Annotated in this window: 21 protein-coding genes; 7 read left to right on the top strand and 14 right to left on the bottom strand. The window is 63.5% G+C overall.

Annotated features, from left to right (window positions below; genetic code table 11):
- Positions 1 to 55: 55 nt before the first annotated feature.
- From PSELUDRAFT_RS13945 to tig, 6 genes are all read right to left on the bottom strand, one after another.
- Entirely contained in the window at positions 56 to 1,882 is a 1,827-nt protein-coding gene (locus PSELUDRAFT_RS13945; RefSeq protein WP_088967409.1) for a SurA N-terminal domain-containing protein, read from the bottom strand.
- A gap of 137 nt (positions 1,883 to 2,019) precedes the next feature.
- Positions 2,020 to 2,289 (bottom strand): HU family DNA-binding protein, encoded by a 270-nt coding sequence (locus PSELUDRAFT_RS13940; RefSeq protein ID WP_088967408.1) that lies wholly within the window; start codon positions 2,287 to 2,289, stop codon positions 2,020 to 2,022.
- Between the two features lie 174 nt (positions 2,290 to 2,463).
- Positions 2,464 to 4,875 (bottom strand): endopeptidase La, encoded by a 2,412-nt coding sequence (gene lon / locus PSELUDRAFT_RS13935; RefSeq protein ID WP_088967407.1) that lies wholly within the window; start codon positions 4,873 to 4,875, stop codon positions 2,464 to 2,466.
- Between the two features lie 138 nt (positions 4,876 to 5,013).
- Positions 5,014 to 6,297, bottom strand: coding sequence for an ATP-dependent Clp protease ATP-binding subunit ClpX (clpX, locus tag PSELUDRAFT_RS13930; RefSeq protein ID WP_088967406.1), 1,284 nt, complete (start codon positions 6,295 to 6,297; stop codon positions 5,014 to 5,016).
- Positions 6,298 to 6,313: 16 nt separating this feature from the next.
- Positions 6,314 to 6,946, bottom strand: coding sequence for an ATP-dependent Clp endopeptidase proteolytic subunit ClpP (gene clpP / locus PSELUDRAFT_RS13925; RefSeq protein ID WP_088967405.1), 633 nt, complete (start codon positions 6,944 to 6,946; stop codon positions 6,314 to 6,316).
- Positions 6,947 to 6,970: 24 nt separating this feature from the next.
- Positions 6,971 to 8,272: a trigger factor gene (tig, locus tag PSELUDRAFT_RS13920; RefSeq protein WP_088967404.1), complete on the bottom strand. Its 1,302-nt coding sequence runs from the start codon at positions 8,270 to 8,272 to the stop codon at positions 6,971 to 6,973.
- A gap of 519 nt (positions 8,273 to 8,791) precedes the next feature.
- On the opposite strand from tig, the gene moaC reads away from it, so the two are divergent.
- From moaC to PSELUDRAFT_RS13885, 7 genes are all read left to right on the top strand, one after another.
- Positions 8,792 to 9,289 carry a cyclic pyranopterin monophosphate synthase MoaC gene (moaC, locus tag PSELUDRAFT_RS13915; RefSeq protein ID WP_088967403.1) on the top strand — a complete coding sequence of 166 codons (498 nt, stop codon included), beginning with the start codon at positions 8,792 to 8,794 and terminating at the stop codon, positions 9,287 to 9,289.
- A 91-nt stretch (positions 9,290 to 9,380) separates the two neighbouring features.
- Positions 9,381 to 10,133, top strand: a complete 753-nt coding sequence (locus tag PSELUDRAFT_RS13910; RefSeq protein WP_088967402.1) for a TOBE domain-containing protein — start codon at positions 9,381 to 9,383, stop codon at positions 10,131 to 10,133.
- 31 nt (positions 10,134 to 10,164) lie between these two features.
- Positions 10,165 to 10,926 carry a molybdate ABC transporter substrate-binding protein gene (gene modA / locus PSELUDRAFT_RS13905; protein WP_088967401.1) on the top strand — a complete coding sequence of 254 codons (762 nt, stop codon included), beginning with the start codon at positions 10,165 to 10,167 and terminating at the stop codon, positions 10,924 to 10,926.
- Positions 10,923 to 11,327, top strand: a complete 405-nt coding sequence (locus PSELUDRAFT_RS13900) for a TOBE domain-containing protein (RefSeq protein WP_088967400.1) — start codon at positions 10,923 to 10,925, stop codon at positions 11,325 to 11,327. Before modA ends, PSELUDRAFT_RS13900 begins: the two co-directional genes overlap by 4 nt.
- Positions 11,320 to 11,988 (top strand): molybdate ABC transporter permease subunit, encoded by a 669-nt coding sequence (gene modB, locus PSELUDRAFT_RS13895; RefSeq protein ID WP_088967399.1) that lies wholly within the window; start codon positions 11,320 to 11,322, stop codon positions 11,986 to 11,988. Before PSELUDRAFT_RS13900 ends, modB begins: the two co-directional genes overlap by 8 nt.
- Positions 11,985 to 12,836: an ABC transporter ATP-binding protein gene (locus PSELUDRAFT_RS13890; RefSeq protein ID WP_088967398.1), complete on the top strand. Its 852-nt coding sequence runs from the start codon at positions 11,985 to 11,987 to the stop codon at positions 12,834 to 12,836. Before modB ends, PSELUDRAFT_RS13890 begins: the two co-directional genes overlap by 4 nt.
- 331 nt (positions 12,837 to 13,167) lie before the next feature.
- A complete protein-coding gene (locus PSELUDRAFT_RS13885) occupies positions 13,168 to 13,641 on the top strand; it encodes a hypothetical protein (protein ID WP_088967397.1) in 474 nt (157 codons plus the stop codon).
- Between the two features lie 337 nt (positions 13,642 to 13,978).
- On the opposite strand, the gene PSELUDRAFT_RS13880 is transcribed toward PSELUDRAFT_RS13885, so the two are convergent.
- The 8 genes from PSELUDRAFT_RS13880 to lpxB all read right to left on the bottom strand — a co-directional run bounded on the left by PSELUDRAFT_RS13880 (position 13,979) and on the right by lpxB (position 18,928).
- Positions 13,979 to 14,587, bottom strand: coding sequence for a PolC-type DNA polymerase III (locus PSELUDRAFT_RS13880; protein ID WP_088967396.1), 609 nt, complete (start codon positions 14,585 to 14,587; stop codon positions 13,979 to 13,981).
- Complete coding sequence (locus PSELUDRAFT_RS13875) at positions 14,584 to 14,793, bottom strand: hypothetical protein (RefSeq protein ID WP_088967395.1); 210 nt, start codon at positions 14,791 to 14,793, stop codon at positions 14,584 to 14,586. Before PSELUDRAFT_RS13875 ends, PSELUDRAFT_RS13880 begins: the two co-directional genes overlap by 4 nt.
- 79 nt (positions 14,794 to 14,872) lie before the next feature.
- Positions 14,873 to 15,220, bottom strand: coding sequence for a 2Fe-2S iron-sulfur cluster binding domain-containing protein (locus PSELUDRAFT_RS13870; RefSeq protein ID WP_088967394.1), 348 nt, complete (start codon positions 15,218 to 15,220; stop codon positions 14,873 to 14,875).
- Positions 15,217 to 16,404, bottom strand: a complete 1,188-nt coding sequence (gene glp, locus PSELUDRAFT_RS13865) for a gephyrin-like molybdotransferase Glp (protein WP_088967393.1) — start codon at positions 16,402 to 16,404, stop codon at positions 15,217 to 15,219. Before glp ends, PSELUDRAFT_RS13870 begins: the two co-directional genes overlap by 4 nt.
- Before the next feature lie 87 nt (positions 16,405 to 16,491).
- Entirely contained in the window at positions 16,492 to 16,674 is a 183-nt protein-coding gene (locus PSELUDRAFT_RS13860) for a hypothetical protein (protein ID WP_088967392.1), read from the bottom strand.
- Positions 16,675 to 16,698: 24 nt separating this feature from the next.
- Complete coding sequence (locus tag PSELUDRAFT_RS13855) at positions 16,699 to 17,181, bottom strand: DNA-deoxyinosine glycosylase (protein ID WP_088967391.1); 483 nt, start codon at positions 17,179 to 17,181, stop codon at positions 16,699 to 16,701.
- Positions 17,181 to 17,765 carry a ribonuclease HII gene (gene rnhB, locus PSELUDRAFT_RS13850; protein ID WP_179947548.1) on the bottom strand — a complete coding sequence of 195 codons (585 nt, stop codon included), beginning with the start codon at positions 17,763 to 17,765 and terminating at the stop codon, positions 17,181 to 17,183. Before rnhB ends, PSELUDRAFT_RS13855 begins: the two co-directional genes overlap by 1 nt.
- Positions 17,759 to 18,928 carry a lipid-A-disaccharide synthase gene (gene lpxB / locus PSELUDRAFT_RS13845; RefSeq protein WP_088967390.1) on the bottom strand — a complete coding sequence of 390 codons (1,170 nt, stop codon included), beginning with the start codon at positions 18,926 to 18,928 and terminating at the stop codon, positions 17,759 to 17,761. Before lpxB ends, rnhB begins: the two co-directional genes overlap by 7 nt.
- Position 18,929 lies beyond the last annotated feature (1 nt).

Genomic DNA, 18,929 nt, shown 5'->3' with positions numbered 1-18,929 from the left:
GCCAGGCCCGGCGCCATGCCGGGCTAAAGAAAAAGGCCCCTTGCGGGGCCTTTTTTCATTCCGTCAACGCCTGGTTGATCACCACCTTGTGTTTCTGCCGCAGCTGTTCGAGATAGGCGGCCGTCACACTATTGGCCGACAGCTCGGACAGCACGCCGCTCAACTGGGCAGATTCTTCCGGCGCCAGCGCCGCAGCCGGCAGCACCTTGTCCACACGGTAGAGCACAAACTCGCCGGTATCGCGCTTCAGCCCGGCAAAACCCGGCAACGACTTGCCCGACACCGCGAAGATGGCGCGCACTTCGCCAGACGGCACCTGCCCGGCGGTACGGCGCGACAGCGACTGCATAGGCTGCCAGGCCTGCGCATCCACGCCCTTGCCCGCCTTCAGCTCCGCCAGCAGCGCTTCGCCGCGCTGTGCGGCCAACTTGCCACCCTCGCGGGCCAGCAGCTCGGCCTTCACCTGCTCGCGCACTTCGTCCAGCGGTTTCTGGCGCGCCGGCTGATGCTCGGCCACACGCAGCACCACCAGGGTGTTGTTGCCCACGTCGATCGGCTCGCTGTTGTGCTTGCCTTTCAGCACGTCGTCGCCAAACGCCGCATCCAGCGCCTTGCGATTGGACAGCACCGGGTCGCCGGCCTTGCCGGTACGCGGCAGCGCGTCACTGTGCTGCACGGTCAGGCCCAGCGCCTCCAGGCCTTTCAGCGAATCCGCCTGCTGGTAGGCAACTTCGCCCAGCTTCTCGGCCTTGCTGCGGAACAGCGCGGCAGCCTTCTGCTGCTGCAGCCTGGCCACTACCGCCGCCTTCTGGCTGTCGAAATCGCTGCCCTTGATGTCGTTGAGCTTGAGGATGTGGTAGCCGAATTCGGTTTCCACCACCTCGCTGATCTGCCCCTTCTGCATGCGGAAGGCCACGTCCTCGAACGGCTTGGCCATGGCACCGCGGGCAAAGAAGCCGAGGTCGCCACCGTTGGCCGCAGAGCCCGGGTCCTGCGACTTGGCCTTGGCCAGCTCGGCAAACTTGGCCGGGTTGGCACGCACTTCCTTCAGGATCGCCTCGGCCTCGGCCTTCACCTTGGCCTTGTCGGCAGCGGAAGCGCCCTTGTTCACGGCCAGCAGGATGTGCGACACGTCGCGCTGCTCGCCACCGAACTCGCCCTTGCTCTTGTCGAAGTAAGCCTTGGCCTCGTCGTCACTTACCTGCACGCCCTGCGCCAGCTGCGCCTGCGACAGCAGTACGTAGTCCAGCTTTACCGTTTCCTCGGCCTTGAAGCGCTTCAGGTTGGCGTCGTAGTAGGCCTTGAGCATGGCGTCGTCCAGCTTGACGTTGGCCGCAAACTGCTCCGGCTTCAGCACCAGGGCGCGCACTTCGCGCGTCTCGGTCATCATGGCCGCCAGACGGTTCTGCAAGGTATGCGACACGAACTGGCCACGCAGGTACGGAGCGGTCTGCGCCTGCAGCAGCAGGTCGCGGCTCAGCTGCGCCTCGAAGGTCTCGGCGCTCATATTGCGCGAGGTGAGGAACTCCTGGTAGCGCGCCGGGCTGAACTTGCCACCATCCTGAAACGCCGGAATGCCGGCAATGACGGTGCGCAGCTGCTCCGGCGCCACCGCCAAGTGTGCGGAGCGGGCTTCCGCCAGCAGCATCTCCTGGCGAATCAGGTTTTCCAGCGCAGCCTGACGCGATGCGGCGTTGGCGGGCTGATCCTGCAGCTGGCGTTCCAGGTCACGCTTGTAGATCTTGGCATCCCCCACCTTGGCCAGGTAAGGGTCATCCACTGCGGCACTGTAACTACCGATACCAAAGCCGACGAAAGTCAGCGCCACCGCCCCAAGAATGATCTTGATGGCGGCATTGTTGTTATGAACGAAATCAAACATGACGGAATGGGGTCTTGCAAAAGAACAAGGTGAACGGCGGGCCGTTCACCTTGATGTTATCTGATGGGGCCTGGTAGACCACCAGCCCCGGCCAGACTGTCAGACAGACATGCTGCCTGCGGTTACCGGGCAGGCGATTACAGGGCGTCTTTCAGAGCCTTGCCAGCACGGAACTTCGGAGACTTGGCAGCGGCAATGGTAATGGTCTCGCCGGTTTTCGGGTTGCGGCCACTACGCTCGGCGCGTTCGCCTACATAGAAAGTACCAAAGCCTACAACGGTGACGGTATCGCCAGTTTTCAGCGCTTCAGCCACGGCATCGATCATGCCGTCCAGTGCCTTGCCGGCAGCTGCTTTGGAAATGTCTGCCTTAGCGGCGATAGCGTCAATCAGTTCAGACTTGTTCACGTTAAGTCCCCTTTCGTCGTTCTCGGTGTACGGAGTACTGAATAAAACCGCTAGCTTTATAGCAAGGCCAAAATCCTTGTGTCAAGCGGCTTCCAGCGAAGTGCCAGCTTATTCGCAACCCCTCTGGAAGCCGATGCTAGCGCGCTTTCTCCAGCAAATCAAAACAATGCGTCATTAATGCGTCATTTGAACTGGTGCTGTCGCCGTCTCGGCAACAGACCCAGCAATGGCGGGCATTTCCGCCGACAAAGCCTCCGGCTGACGCTCCAGCGCCAGAGCCAAAACTTCGTCAATCCACTTTACCGCAATAATTTCCAGCTTGTTCTTGATATTAGCTGGAATTTCGGTCAGGTCCTTGACGTTCCCTTTGGGAATCAGCACACGTTTAATGCCGCCACGTTGCGCCGCCAGCAGCTTTTCCTTCAGACCGCCAATCGGCAGCACTTCGCCGCGCAGGGTGATCTCGCCGGTCATTGCCACGTCGGCACGCACCGGGTTACCGGTCAGCACCGACACCAGCGCCGTGGTCATCGCCACGCCCGCCGACGGGCCATCCTTGGGCGTAGCGCCCTCAGGCACGTGGATGTGCATGTCGTGCTTCTCGTAGAAGTCCGGCTTGATGCCAAGCTGGCTGGCACGGCTGCGCACCACGCTCATCGCCGCGGTGATCGACTCCTGCATCACCTCGCCCAGCTGACCGGTACGGATGATGTTGCCCTTGCCGGGCAGCGCCACCGCTTCAATGGTCAGCAGATCGCCGCCCACCTCGGTCCAGGCAAGGCCGGTTACCTGGCCGATACGGTTTTCTTCTTCGGCCAGGCCAAAGTCGAAACGGCGCACACCCAGGTATTTCTCCAGGTTCTTGCCGTTCACCACCGTCTTGCCGGCGCCAGCCTTCTTCTTGGATTGCACCGTCACCACCTTGCGGCAGATCTTGGCGATCTCGCGGTCCAGGCTACGCACCCCGGCTTCGCGGGTGTAATAGCGCACGATGTCGCGCAGCGCCGATTCCTGGATCTGCAGCTCGCCTTCCACCACGCCGTTGGCCTTCACCTGCTTGGGCACCAGGTACTTGGTGGCGATGTTCACCTTCTCGTCCTCGGTGTAGCCGGACAGACGGATGATCTCCATACGGTCCAGCAGCGCCGGCGGAATGTTCAGCGAGTTGGCGGTAGCCACGAACATCACGTCCGACAGGTCGAACTCCACCTCGGCGTAATGATCGACAAAGGAATGGTTCTGCTCCGGGTCCAGCACCTCCAGCAACGCGGAGGACGGGTCACCGCGGAAATCGGCACCCATCTTGTCCACTTCATCCAGCAGGAACAGCGGGTTCTTCACCCCGCCCTTGCTCATGTTCTGCAGCACCTTGCCCGGCATGGAGCCGATGTAGGTACGACGGTGGCCGCGAATCTCGGATTCGTCGCGCACGCCACCCAGCGCCATGCGGATGAACTTGCGGTTGGTGGCACGGGCAATCGACTGCCCCAGCGAGGTCTTGCCCACACCCGGCGGCCCTACCAGGCACAGGATGGGCGCCTTCAGGCGATCGACACGCTGCTGTACCGCCAGGTACTCCAGAATGCGTTCCTTGACCTTCTCCAGGCCGAAGTGATCCTCTTCCAGCACCTCTTCGGCTACGTCGATATCCTTGCTGATCTTGGTCTTCTTCTTCCACGGCAGATCAACCAGGGTCTCGATGTAGTTGCGCACCACGGTGGCTTCGGCCGACATCGGCGACATCATGCGCAGCTTTTTCAGCTCGGCCATCGCCTTGTCCCGGCCTTCCTTGGACATGCCGGCGGCCTTGACCTTCTTCTCCAGCTCGTCGAAGTCGTTGCCTTCCTCGCCTTCGCCCAGCTCCTTCTGGATCGCCTTCACCTGTTCGTTCAGGTAGTACTCGCGCTGGCTCTTTTCCATCTGGCGCTTGACGCGGCCACGGATGCGCTTTTCCACCTGCAGGATGTCGATCTCGGATTCCATCAGCGACAACAGGTACTCGATGCGTTCCTTGATGTCGAACATCTCCAGCACCTGCTGCTTGCTTTCCAGCTTCAGCGGCAGATGCACCACCACCGAGTCGGCCAGCCGGCCAGCCTTGTCGATGCCACCCAGCGAAGACAACACTTCGCTCGGGATCTTCTTGTTCAGCTTTACGAACTGCTCGAACTGCGCCAGCAGCGCGCGGCGCAGCGCTTCCACCTCGCGGGTGTCTTCGGCGTCCGGAGCCAGCGGGTCCACCACGGCGGAGAAATAGTCGCCATGGTCGTCCACCTGGGCCACGCGGGCGCGCTGGCGACCCTCCACCAGCACTTTCACGGTACCGTCCGGCAACTTGAGCATCTGCAGGATGCTGGCAACGGTGCCAATCTCGTGCAGATCGTCAATTGCCGGCTCGTCCTTTTCGGCCGAGCGCTGGGCTACCAGCAGGATTTGCTTGTTTTCGTCCATGGCCAGCTCCAGCGCCTTGATGGACTTGGCGCGGCCAACGAACAGTGGGATGACCATGTGCGGAAAAACCACCACGTCGCGCAGCGGCAGCAGCGCAAGCGTGGTCTGTTCTTTCAATTCGGCGGGTTGTGGCATATCACCTAACCTTGCTCTTGGGGATTTCAATTAGCAGGACAGATTAGGGCAATTCTGTCCTTATCAAGCATGCTAAAGCAGTTCCAGCAACGCTGGGAATAAAAAAACCGCCCTTGCGGGCGGCTCTGTCTGACCGGATCAGGCGGACTGCGCCGCCTCCGGCCGCGTATCGCCACCCTGGTAGATGAAGGTGGGCTTGTCGCCCTTTTCGATAACCTTTTCATCTACAACGACTTTGCAGACATCTTCCAGCGACGGCAGCTCGTACATGGTGTCCAGCAGCGCGCGTTCCAGGATGGAGCGCAGGCCGCGGGCGCCGGTCTTGCGGATCAGCGCCTGTTTGGCGATGACACGCAGCGCGGACGGCAACACGTCCAGTTCCACGTTTTCCAGCGAGAACAGGCGCTGGTACTGCTTGATCAGCGCGTTCTTCGGCTGGGTCAGGATGCTGACCAGCGCTTCTTCGTCCAGCTCTTCCAGCGTGGTCACCACCGGCAGACGGCCGATCAGCTCCGGAATCAGGCCGAACTTGATCAGGTCTTCCGGCTCCACCTCGTTGAACAGCGCGGTGATGGACTTGCCGTCTTCCTTGGAGCTGATGCTGGCGCCAAAGCCGATGCCACCCTTTTCCGAACGGCGACGGATGATCTTTTCCAGACCATCAAAAGCGCCACCGCAGATGAACAGGATGTTGGTGGTATCCACCTGGATGAATTCCTGGTTCGGATGCTTGCGGCCACCCTGCGGCGGCACCGAGGCCACCGTGCCTTCGATCAGCTTCAGCAGTGCCTGCTGTACGCCTTCGCCGGACACGTCACGGGTAATGGACGGGTTTTCCGACTTGCGCGAAATCTTGTCGATCTCGTCGAGATAGACAATACCGCGCTGCGCCTTTTCCACGTCGTAGTCGCACTTCTGCAGCAGCTTCTGGATGATGTGCTCGACATCCTCGCCCACGTAGCCGGCTTCGGTCAGCGTGGTGGCGTCGGCAATCACGAACGGCACATCCAGCAGCTTGGCCAGCGTCTGTGCCAGCAGCGTCTTGCCGGAGCCGGTGGGGCCGATCAGCAGGATGTTGCTCTTGGACAGCTCCACATCGTCCTTGCTGCTCGGGGTGTACAGGCGTTTGTAGTGGTTGTACACCGCCACCGCCAGCGCCTTCTTGGCGTGCTCCTGGCCGATGATGTGCTGATCCAGCGAGGTGCGGATTTCCTGCGGTGTCGGCAGCGGCGGCGTGCCAGCGGCATTGCCGTCGCCAGCCACCTTGGCCTCCACTTCCTCGCGGATGATGTCGCCACACAGGTCGACACACTCGTTGCAGATGTAAACCTGCGGGCCTGCAATCAGGCGCTGCACTTCATGCTGGCTCTTGCCGCAAAAAGAGCAGTACAGCAGTTTTTCGTTACCGCCTTTTTCTGCCATCTGATCGACGTCCTAATTAAGCCGCCACGTCGGCGCGCGAGCTCAGCACCTTGTCGATGAGACCGTAAACACGGGCATCTTCGGCGGACATGAAATTGTCGCGCTCGGTGTCGGCTTGTACTTGTTCCACGCTCTGGCCAGCATGCTTGGCCAGCAGCTCGTTCATCTGCGCCTTGGTTTTCACCAGTTCGCGGGCGTGAATCTCGATATCGGTAACCTGGCCGGTCAGACCACCGCCGTACAGCAACGGCTGGTGGATCATCACGCGGCTATGCGGCAGCGCAAAGCGCTTGCCGTTGGCACCGGCGGACAGCAGGAACGCGCCCATGCTGGCCGCCTGGCCAATGCAGAGGGTGGATACGTCCGGCTTGATGAAATTCATCGTGTCGTAGATCGACATGCCGGCCGTAATCGAGCCCCCCGGGGAATTGATGTACAGGTAGATGTCCTTGTCCGGGTTTTCCGATTCCAGGAACAGCAGCTGTGCCACCACCAGATTGGCCGACTCGTCGGTAACCGGACCGACCAGGAACACGATGCGTTCCTTCAACAGGCGAGAGAAGATGTCGTAAGCGCGCTCGCCACGACCACTCTGCTCTACCACCATGGGCACCAGGCCCAGACCTTGCGGTTCAATCATCGATTTCATCGACCTCTCCGGTTATTCAACAAATCAGGCGTTCTGGCCCATCAGGGTTTCGAAGGAAACATCCTTCTCGACAACATTGGCCTTACCCAGCACAAATTCAACCACGTTGTCTTCCAGCACCATGGAGGTCGGGCCTTCCAGGCGTTCCTGGCTGGCGTAGTACCACTGGATCACTTCTTCCGGCTGCTCGTAGCTCTCGGCGAACTCTTCCACCAGTGCCTTCACCTGTTCCGGCTTGGCTTCCAGCTTGTTGGCTTCAACCACGGCGGACAGGATCAGACCCAGAGCCACGCGACGCTCGGCCTGCTGGGTGAACAGGTCTGCCGGCAGCGGCATATCTTTCACCTGCATGCCACGCTGGGCCAGGTCCTGGCGGGCCTGCTCCATCAGACGGCCGACTTCCAGATCAACCAGTGCCTTCGGCAGGTCCATCGGGGTTACGTCGATCAGCGCCTGCATCACGTTTTCCTTGATCTTGGCAGACAGGCGGCGCTTCACTTCGCGCTCCACGTTCTTGCGGATCTCGGCACGCATCTTGGCCACGTCGCCATCGGCGATGCCCAGTTGCTTGGCGAACTCTTCGTTCACTTCCGGCAGCTGTGCTTCAGCTACGTTCTTCACCAGGATTTCGAACACGGCGGTCTTACCAGCCACATCCTTGCCATGGTAGTCAGCCGGGAAGCTCACTTCCACGCTCTTGATCTCGCCTTCCTTCATACCGATGATGCCGGCTTCGAATTCCGGCAGCATCTGACCCTGGCCCAGCATGAACGGGAAGTTCTCGGAGGAACCGCCTTCGAAGGCCACGCCGTCGATGGCGCCCTTGAAGTCGATGATCACGCGGTCGCCATCGGCGGCTTCGCGCTCAACACGGTTGAAGCGGGTACGCTGCTTGCGCAGGATGTCCACGGTCTTGTCGATTTCGCCGTCGGTCACTTCGGTGTTCGGCTTTTCGATTTCCTTGCCGGCCAGTTCGCCAACAGTCACTTCCGGGAACACTTCGAAAGCGGCAGCAAACTTGAAGTTCTCGGCATCGCCTTCAGCCGGTTCGAAACGCGGGTAGCCGGCAACGCGCAGCTTCTGCTCGGCAGCGGCCTTGTAGAAGGCTTGCTGAACCTGCTCGCCCAGCACTTCTTCGCGCACTTGTGCGCCGTAGTTCATTTCAACGATCTTGGCCGGAGCCTTGCCCGGGCGGAAACCCTGAATCTTTGCGGAGCGAGCTACACGCTTGAGGCGCTCGGCCACTTGGGCGTCGATGGCAGCCAGCGGCAGGGCGATACTCATGCGACGCTCAAGGCCGCTCAACGTTTCCAGTTGTACTTGCATTTCCAATCCTTAGTCTTGAAAGGTGTGGGGTTGAAGCCAGAAGCGGGAAAGTCCTAAGAGCCCACTCACGATCAGCTGCGCTTCGGCGATACGGCGTTAAAAACGACTTCGAAATGCTCATTTACTCTGTGTAAATTCCGCTTTCTCAGCCGTTTTTGCCTTGTCTCGCCCTAGCTCGCGAGATCGTGAACGCGCTCAAGCCTAGCGTAGTGCTGGAGGAACCTTGCAGATGATGCTTTCCTGCGCCATGAAATCAGAACTTAAACCAGTTCGCCCACCCGCGGCGCGGGCAAGCCTAGCAGGCTAAAGCAAAGGGCGAGTATAGCATGCAGTGCCAAATTGAACAGAGCAGCCACCCTGCCCGCACGGGCAAGCCGCCACGCGCTGCGCCAGTGTCATGGCGGCTGTCTGCAGGCGACCGCCAGCCGCTACCTGCCGCCACTACCCCTTTCGGTGGATTGTGCCCACCGCCGGCTGGCGGTAAGGTGACACACCATCCGCTTTTACAGAATCAACAGCATGAGCCGTTTGACCCACTTCGACACCGCCGGCCAGGCCCACATGGTTGATGTCGGCAGCAAGCCGGAAACCCGCCGCGTAGCGCGTGCCGGCGGCCATATCGACATGGCGCCCGCCACCTTCGCGCTGCTGCAGGCCGGCAACAACAAGAAGGGCGACGTGGTGGGCATCGCGCGCCTGGCGGCCATTCAGGGCACCAAGCGCACCGCCGACCTGATTCCGCTGTGCCACCCGCTGGCACTGACCCGCGTGGCGGTGGAATTCAGCGCCGATGCCGCCGCCAATCGGCTGTACATCGAGGTAACCACCGAGACCGTTGGCCGCACCGGCGTGGAAATGGAAGCGCTGAGCGGCGTGATGGCCGGCCTGCTGACGGTGTACGACATGCTCAAAGCCGTGGACAAGGGCATGACCATTGCCGGCGTGCAGCTACTGGAAAAACAGGGCGGCAAGAGCGGCCACTGGCTGGCAGACGGGCAGCAGACCGACGCCGAATAGGCACCGGGTTGCTGCATGAACACAGGGGCTGCGCCCGGCAGCCCTTTTGTCGCCCTAGCGTTAACCCGATTTTGAATAGCGAAGAATAACGATGAACGATCCCTGGCAGTTGTTCGCCGGCCACGGCGCCAGCCAGCGCCTGGCTCTGTTGCGCGCCATCGCCACGCAAGGCTCGATCAGCGCCGCGGCACGCAGCTGCGGCATCAGCTACAAAGCGGCCTGGCAGCAGGTGGAAAACATGAACCGGCAAAGCCCCTGCGCGCTGGTGGAGCGCGTCAGCGGTGGCCGCGGCGGCGGCGGCACCCGCCTTACCGAGCTGGGCGCCCAGCTGCTGCACGCCTGGGATACCGCCGGCAGCGCACTGCAAGCCGCCGACGACAGCCCGGCCACCCTGCCCGCGCTGTCGCGGCTGCCGCTGCGCACCTCGGCACGCAACCAGCTACCCGGCCGCATCACCCGGCTGGAAGCCGGCGCGGTCAACGACACCGTACACATCCAGCTGGCCGGCGGCCAACCGCTTATCGCCCAGGTAACACGCAGCAGCAGCGAGGAGCTGGCACTGGCGCCGGGCCGCCAGGTGGTGGCGCTGATCAAGGCATCGTGGATGGCCCTGGCCACGCCGGACGCCGCTGCACACATCGCCGTGGCCAACCGCCTGGTCGGCAGCATCAGCCGCATCAGCCCCGGCGCGGTGAACAGCGAGGTGATCCTGCAGCTACCCGGCGGCGGCACGCTGTGCGTCATCGCCGACAACGACAGCATTGCCAGCCTGCAGCTGCAAACCGGCAGCACGGCCAGTGCCCTGTTTTCCGCCCAGCACGTGATTCTGGGCATCTTCGACTAAACCCTTTCATAACCCTGACAAGGAAACCCCGATGCAATCGTTTACCCCCCGCCTGCGCCCGATCGGCGCCCTGCTACTGTGCCTGCTCGCCCCCGCCGCCTTTGCCGGCCCGGTCAAGGTAGCCGTTGCGGCCAACGTGCAGTACGCCTTTGCCGACATCGCCGCAGCCTTCACCCGCGACACCGGCGTGGCGGTGGAACCGTCCTACGCCTCCTCCGGCAAGATCGCCACCCAGGTACTGGCCGGCGCACCGTTCGAGCTGTTCCTGTCCGCCGACGACGAAACCCCGCGCAAGCTGGCCAGTGCCGGCCAGACGGTTGCCGCCCCCAAGACCTATGCGCTGGGCGCGCTGGTGCTGTGGTCGAAAGACCCGGGCTTTGACGGCAAACAGTGGCAGAACTGGCTGAAGGCCGCCAGCGGCAAAGTGGCGATCGCCAACCCGCAAACCGCCCCCTACGGCGCCGAGGCACTGCGCGTACTGGACTTCTACAAGCTGGCCGACAGCGTGAAGCCGCGCCTGGTGCAGGGCGACAACATCGCCCAGGCGGCGCAATTCGTGGACAGCGGCGCAGCGCAATCCGGCTTTGTCGCCAAGGCACTGGTGCTGGCACCGCAGATGCAGGGCAAGGGCCACTGGGTGGACATGCCGGAACAGAGCCACCAGCCCATCGTGCAGGACATGGCGTTGCTGAAGCCGGCTGCGGCCAACCCTGATGCGCGCAAACTGTTCGACTACCTGAGCTCGCCGGCGGCACGCGCCATCCTGCAGCGCTACGGCTACCGCCTGCCATGAACCAGTTGCCCGGCTTTGTCACCGGCGTGCACAGCGCCGACGGCATCCACCTGCTGCAGGTCAGCGTGGGCGAGCATCACTGCACCGCGCTGGCACTGGGCGACGCGGCCCCGGCCAGCGTCGGCCAGCAGGTGATGCTGGGCTTTCGCGAAATGGACGTGGCGCTGGCACGCGATCTGGCCGGCGACATCAGCATCCGCAACAACCTGCCCTGCGAGGTGACGGCGCTGGCGCTGGGCACGCTGATGGCGCGGGTGGACCTGCGCTGCGGCCAACTGGCGCTGCACGCCCTGATCACCCGCCAGTCGGCGCTGCGGCTGAAGCTGGCGCCCGGCATGGCGGTGAGCGCGCTGATCAAGTCGCACGCCATGCTGTTGCTGCAAGGAGTAGCGCATGATTGACCTGCAACCGCTGTGGCTTACCGCGCGGCTGGCAGCCAGCACCACCGCTATCCTGCTGTTGCTTGGCGTGCCGCTGGCCGGCTGGCTGGCGCACAGCCGCCGCTGGTACAAACCGCTGCTGGAAACCCTGGTGGCCATGCCGCTGGTGCTGCCGCCCTCGGTACTGGGCTTCTACCTGCTGCTGGCCTTTGCACCGGCCGGGCTGGTGGGGAGCGTGCTGCAGCACTTCGGCATCCAGCTGCTGTTCTCCTTCCCCGGCCTGGTGCTGGGCTCGGTACTGTTCAGCATGCCCTTCATGGTGCAGCCGGTGGCGGCAGCGCTAGCCGGGCTGCCGGAGCACCTGCGCGAGGCATCCTACACGCTGGGCAAATCGCGCTGGCACACCTTCTGGCGGGTGGAACTGCCGTGCATCAAGCCGGCGCTGGTGGCCGGCATGGTGATGAGCTTTGCCCATACCGTGGGCGAATTCGGCCTGGTGCTGATGCTGGGCGGCAACATCCCCGGCGTCACCCGCGTGGCGTCCATCGCCATCTACAACGAGGTGGAGGCGCTGAACTACACCGCCGCCCATGTCTACGCCGCCGTGCTGTGCGGTTTCTCCTTCCTGGTGGTACTGGCGGTGAACCTGCTGCGCCGCCACAGCGAAAGGTTGGCCGCATGATCCGCTTCAAGCTGCACAAGACCCTGTCGCCACATGCCAGCCTGGAAGTGGCGGGCGAACTGCCGGCCGGGCGCATCACCGCCCTCACCGGCGAATCCGGCGCCGGCAAAACCACCCTGCTGCGCCTGCTGGCCGGCCTCGCCAACGCCGACGGTGGCGAACTGGAAGTGGACGGCGAATGCTGGATACGCGGCCGCCACAGCCTGCCGCCGCAGCAACGCGGCGTGGGCATGGTGTTTCAGGATTACGCGCTGTTTCCGCACCTGGACGTACGCGGCAATGTGGCCTTCGGCGCTGCGCCCAGCGATGCGGCACTGGTGGAAGAACTGCTGGAGCTGACCGGCCTGGCGGCACTGGCCGGCCAGCGGCCACGCCAGCTGTCCGGCGGCCAGCGACAACGGGTGGCCCTGGCGCGCGCCCTGGCGCGCCGCCCGCGCCTGTTGCTGCTGGACGAGCCGCTATCGGCGCTGGACCCGGCACTGCGCGAGCGGCTGCAAGACGAGCTGCTGCAACTGCAACAACGCTTTGCCGTGACTACCGTACTGGTAAGCCACGACATTCCGGAAGTGTTCAAACTGGCCAGCCAGGTGCTACAGCTGTCACAAGGCCGCATCGTACGCCGCGGCAGCCCGGCCGAGGTCTACCTGCAGGGCAATGCTGCCGACCGGCTGCGGCTGAACGCCACCGTGCTGGCCATCCAGCCAGCAGACCTGCTGTGGCGGGTAACGGTGCAAAGCGGCGGCAGCATGGTGGACATCCTGCTGGATACTGAGGAAGTGGCCGGCCTGCGGGTGGGTAGCCAGCTGCCGCTGCTGGCGGGGAATCTGTGCCCGTTGCCGGGGAACTAGGTCGTGCTACGACTCCACTTGCAGCAGTCGAACTGTACCCCCCACACTCACCACGAACGGATATTGCTTGCCGACAAGCGGAACGCGGCCTTAAATTCACGCGACATATGTAATTGAAATTCGACTGACAAGACATCCCTGTCCGATGGCCACATTCTCAACAGCAGATGCCGCACAATCTGAAAACACTACTTTGCCAATAGCCAAGTCGAAGTAAAGCTATAACAAAGCACTGCAAAGGACAACAAATCCGCTACACCAAATACGATGTGCGTACTTAACCACATTTAGCTTCACCTCGCTGCCACCGTTGAGCTTGGAGTTATACACCATGATTGATGCCGTTCTCGAACTCGTGAAATTGGGCAGCGTCGGCATAGTGGCAGGCCTATTCTCATCCATTCTTGCCAACCATGACCATCGTCAACGGAAATGGTGGGAAATGCGCGTTGGCGCATACCAAAATGCCATCGAGGCGCTATCTGATCTGGTCTACTACTATGATGTGCACTTCAATGCCGAAATCGAGTACAGGGAACTTTCTGAGGATTTCAAACAGAAACTAAACGCCTACTGGGAGCAGTCATTCCCCAAAGTCCGTAAATATGCTGACAGTGGCGCATTCCTCTTCTCCGACAAAGCCAACGCAGCCCTGAGCGAGCTAATGACAGATGATGACGAGCCCACCTATTTTGAGCATCTCGACAACAATCTCACTAAAGCCCGCAAGTGTCTTAATCAATTGGTAGAGTGCTCAAAAGTCGATTTAAAGTTGAAGCCAAGCCTATTGGAGCGCTTATGGTAACGCTAGCAAATAACAGAGCAGACAACTGATTTTGCGTAAATAACCGAGTAACCAGTGATTTCACACGACAAGCTCTAACTTAAATACATACCACCAATTTCCCACTATTTCCAAACGATATAGCCGAAGATCTACATACCACTTCTAATTCATACCCACCGCAGGGAGGCCAACGTTGGCCGCATGGGTGTGGCAGAGCAGAATGGTCGGAAGGGAAAAGCCGCAAGTGTGTCCAGCGGCAAAACACCACTTCGGCCCCACACGTAGGGCGGATGCCCAAAGGGCGATCCGCCGCGGAGTAGTCGGTGGAACGCCCTGCGGGCTTCCACCCTACCCCTCAGGCCGGCGTAGCGGAGAGGAACTGCGCCACCTTGGCGGCGGGGACTTTCTGCAGCTTGCACAGCAGCTCGTGCGCCGGGGCTACACCGTGGCGCTGGCGCAGGGTGCTGCCAAGATGCAGCAGCAGGTTGGCTGCCATCTCGGCATCGGCCAGGGCGCGGTGGGCGCGGCCGGTGGCTGGCAGGCCTGCCCAGCGGGTGAGCGTGCCCAGCTTGTGGTCCGGCGCCTGCGGCAGCAGGCGGCGCGACAGTAGCAGCGTGCAGGCGAAGGCCTGCGGCCGGCTGCGGCCCAGCTGGGCCAGCTCGTAATCCCAGAACTTGCTGTCGAAACTGGCGTTGTGCGCCACCAGCGGCGTGCTGCCGACAAAATCGGCCGCCTCGCGCATGACCTGCGCTACCGGCGGTGCGCTGCGCAGCATGGCATTGGAAATGCCGGTGAGCTGTTCGATCATCGCCGGCACGCGCACGCCGGCGTTCATCAGGCTCTGGTAGCGGTCAACGATCTGCCCGCCCTCCAGCAGCACGATGCCGATCTCGGTGGCACGGCAGCCTGGCCCCGGCGTGATGCCGGTGGTTTCGAAGTCGATGACCGCCAGGCGCTGCTTCATGCCAGCGCCTGCTTGGCCGCCTCTGCCGGGCTCAGACCGTCGTAGAACATGTCGGTGTACCACTCGGCCTGCTCTTCGATGTGGTCCTGCGCCTCTTCCTGGGTGGCGCCGGCGGCCACCAGGTGGGTTTCCACCTCCATGCACCAGGCCAGCAGTGCCAGGGTTTCGTCGTCGAGTTCGTCGTCGTGCTTCTGCTTCTTGGACATGGTTTTTCCTTGCGAATCAATACAATAAAAGAGCCGCGCATTGTACGCGGCTCAACGGCAAGTGCAAGCGCCTCGCCGGCTAATTATCCTCCGGCAACAGCACTTGCCAATCCGTTTCTTCCAGCGGCAGATGGCAGGCCAGCCGCGGCGTGGCCTCGGTATCCGGCCAGCTGTCGCGCGCCGCCATGGCGGCGTCGATCAGGCCGGCGCGCAGCAGCACGTTGCGCTCCTTGCGGCCAACCATTACCTCGCGCGGCTGCGCGGCGTGACGGATGTGCACCGCGCAGGTGCCGCAAGTGCCCTGGCCGCAGCGCCAGTGCAGTGGCACGTCGTGAAAACGGGCCACATCAAGCAGCATGTCGCCGGGCTGGGCATCGTCGACCTGCGCCAGCAGCGTACCGCCGCGCCAGAAGCTCAGGCGAGTCACAGCGGGTAGACCGCCACCATGTCGCCCAGCGCCACGCGCTGCCCCGGCTGCAGGCGCACCAGCGCATCGGCCCAGGCGCAGGAGGTCAGCACGCCGGAACCCTGGTTGGGGTAGCGGCTCACTACAAGCTGCCCGCCCTGCTCGCGCAGCTGCACGCGCAGGAACTCCTCGCGCTTGGTATCCGGTTTGTTCCATTCGAACGCTGCCGGCAGCTGGCGCGCTTGCGGCCAACCTTGCACCGCCTCGCCCATGCGTGCGCGCAGGAAGTCGCGCACCAGCACCGCGTAGGTAACGAAGCCGGACACCGGGTTGCCCGGCAGGCCGATGAAGTCGGCCTCGGCCACCCGGCCACTGGCCAACGGCTTGCCGGGCTTAATGGCGATCTTCCACAGCTGCAGCTCGCCTTCGGCTTCCACCGCTGCCTTGACGTGGTCTTCCTCGCCCACCGACACGCCGCCGCAGGTCATCACCACGTCGGCGCTGGCCGCCGCTTCGCGCAGCGCGGCACGGGTGGCCTCCAGGCTATCCGGCACGATGCCCAGGTCCAGCACCTGGCAGCCCAGGCGGCGCAGCGCCGGCACCAGCCAGTAGCGGTTGGAGTTGTAGATCTTGCCGGCGGCGAGCGGCTGGCCCGGCTCCACCAGCTCGTCGCCGGTGAAGAACACCGCCACGCGCAGGCTCTGCCGCACCGGCAGCGCGGCCACACCGATGGAGGCGGCCAGGCCGATGTCGGCATCGCCCAGGCGGCGGCCGGCATTCAGCACGACCTGGCCGCTGGCGATGTCCTCGCCGCGGCGGCGGATGTTCTGCCCGGCGGACACCGGCGCGGTGAAGCGCACGCTGCCGTCGTCCTGCAGTTCGGCCTGCTCCTGCATCACCACGGCGTCGGCATCGGCGGGAATCGGCGCGCCGGTAAAGATGCGCGCAGCACTGGCGGCGGCCAGCGGCTGCGGCTGGCTGCCGGCGGGAATGCGCTGGCTTACTGGCAGAAGGTTGGCCGCATCGGCGGCGCGCACGGCATAGCCGTCCATGGCGCTGTTGTCGTGCGGCGGCACGTCCAGGGTGGCCACCACGTCGGCGGCCAGTACGCGGCCGGCGGCATCCAGCAGGGAAACAGTTTCGATGGTTTGCAGCGGACGGGCCTGGGACAGCAGCCAGTCGCGGGTCTGATCTACGCTTTGCATGGCAGGAAGAACGGCAAGAGGGAAAGCCGCATCATCGCACAGCTTGCGCGGTGGCGGCATACGCCTTCGGCAGGGGTAGCCGGGGCGCTAGCGATCCTCGAAGCGCTGCCAGTTGGTGATCATGATGCGTGGCAGGCGTAATTCGTCGGCCAGGCGCAGTTCGATCTCTTCAAGCACCTGGTTGCTGTGCAGGGTGCCGGCCAGGCTGACCTCGGCGCGGCGGGTGGCGGTGTCGTCAGCGGTGACAAACCAGATGCAGTAGCGATTCATGTGGCAGCGGTCCGGAAACAGCGATTAGCTGATATATCGGACAAGTTGCTGCCATTCTTCAAGTTTTTTATCAAATGCCGTGGTCAGCGCCGGGCTGGACGACGGCAGCACCAGCAGTTCCACCCCGCAGCCGGCCAGCTGCGCCTGCGCCCGGCCGGCGGTCTTGCCGTTGAAGGCTACCGCACGCAGCGCCGGCAACTCGGCCAGCAACTCCAGCAAGGGGTTGTAGCGCGCCTCGCGGATGTCGGCATCCAGGCTGCCGCGGCGCTGCGCGTCGGCCACCACGTCCCACAAGCCGACTCCGTGCGCCTGCAATGCGGCCAACCTTTGCGGGTAGTCCAGCATCGGCAGCGTGCTGCCGGTCACCGCCGCCATCAGCCGCCAGAACTGGTTGCGCGGGTGAGCGTAGTACTGCCCGGCCTGCAGCGATGCCTCGCCCGGCAGCGAGCCGAGAATCAGCAGCCGGGTATCGGCGGCCACCACCGGAGGAAAGCTGGATTTGCGCATCAGAACAGGCTACCCTGCTCCGCCGCCAGCTGGGCGCGCACCGGGCCGAAACTGCGTCGATGCTCGGCCAGCACGCCGTGCGCGGCAATGGCGGCCAGGTGCTCCGGCGTCGGGTAACCCTTGTGGCGGGCAAAGCCGTACTGCGGATGCAGCTGATCCAGCGCGATCATTTCGGCATCGCGCGCGGTCTTGGCCAGGATGGAGGCGGCGGAAATCTCCGCCACCTTGGCATCGCCCTTGACGATGGCCTCGGCCGGCAGGCGCAGGGTCTTGGGCACCTTGTTGCCGTCGATCAGCACCTTGTCCGGCGTGATGGCCAGGCCTTCCACCGCGCGCACCATGGCCAGCATGGTGGCCTGGAAGATGTTGACGCGGTCGATTTCGGCGGCGTCGGCCCGGGCGATGAACCAGGCCAGCGCCCTGGCGCGAATCTCCAGCGCCAGCGCCTCGCGCTTCGCTTCGCTCAGCACCTTGGAATCGGCCAGCCCGGTAATGGGCTGCGCCGGGTCGAGGATGACCGCCGCGGTGTACACCGCGCCCACCAGCGGGCCGCGGCCAGCCTCGTCCACGCCGCAGATCAGCATCGCGCCACCCGCAGCACCGCGCGTGCGGCCAACTTGGCGGAGTCCAGCTTCAGCACTTCATGCAGGCGCTCGAAGGTGCCGATGATGTCCTGGCGGCTGTCCTGGTCCTGGTACAGCTTGCTTACCGCGGTGGCCAGCTTCTCCACCGTGGCTTCCTTCTGCAGCAGTTCCGGCACCACGAAGCGGCCGGCCAGCACATTGGGCAGGCCGACAAACGGCAGCCTGAGCTTGCGCTTCACCAGCTGGTAGGTAAGCCAGGACAGCTTGTAGCTGATCACCATCGGCCGCTTGGTCAGCGCCACTTCCAGCGTGGCGGTACCGCTGGTGACCAGCACCACGTCGGCGGCGATCATCGCCATCTGCGCATGGCCGAACAGCTTGCGGATCGGCAGATCCCAGGCCTTGTGGCGGGTGAGCAGCTGGTCGAACTGGTCCAGGGTTGGCCGCGTGGCCAGCGGCACCAGGAACTGCGCGTCCGGGTATTCCTGCAGCAGCTTGCGCGCCACGTCGATATACAGCCCGCCCATGAACTCCAGCTCGCTGCGGCGGCTGCCCGGCAGCAGCGCGAACACCGGGCCATCCTTGCGCAGGCCCAGCTGCTCGCGCATCGCGTCGCGGTCCGGGGTGAACGGAATCTCGCTGGCCAGCGGGTGGCCGATATAGGTGGCATGCACGCCGGCGGCGTCGTACAGCGGCTTTTCCATCGGGAACAGGCACAGCACCAGGTCGGCGGATTCGCCGATCTTGCTCACCCGCTCCGGCCGCCACGCCCACACCGAGGGGCTGACGTAGTGCACGGTATGCAGCCCGGCCTGGCGCAGTTTTTTCTCCAGCCCCAGGTTGAAGTCCGGCGCGTCGATACCGACGAACACGTCCGGCCGCTCCCTGATCAGCGTGTCGCGCAGGGTACGGCGGATGCGCAGCAGCTCCGGCAGGCTTTTCAGCACTTCCAGGTAGCCGCGCACCGCCAGCTTTTCCTGCGACACCTGGCTGTGGAAGCCACGGGCCTGCATGCGCGGGCCGCCAATGCCGGCGAATTCGATATTGGGGTGGGCGCTGCGCAGTGCATCCATCAGGTGCGCACCCAGCATATCGCCCGAGGCCTCGCCGGCGACCATGGCCACCTTGAGCGCACCCGGGCGGGTAAACAGCTTTGCAGTCATG

This window comes from Vogesella sp. LIG4, from assembly GCF_900090205.1.
Taxonomy (GTDB): Bacteria; Pseudomonadota; Gammaproteobacteria; order Burkholderiales; family Chromobacteriaceae; genus Vogesella.
The sequence above is the reverse complement of the archived record's forward strand: the minus strand, read 5'-3'. Positions and strand labels throughout refer to the sequence as shown.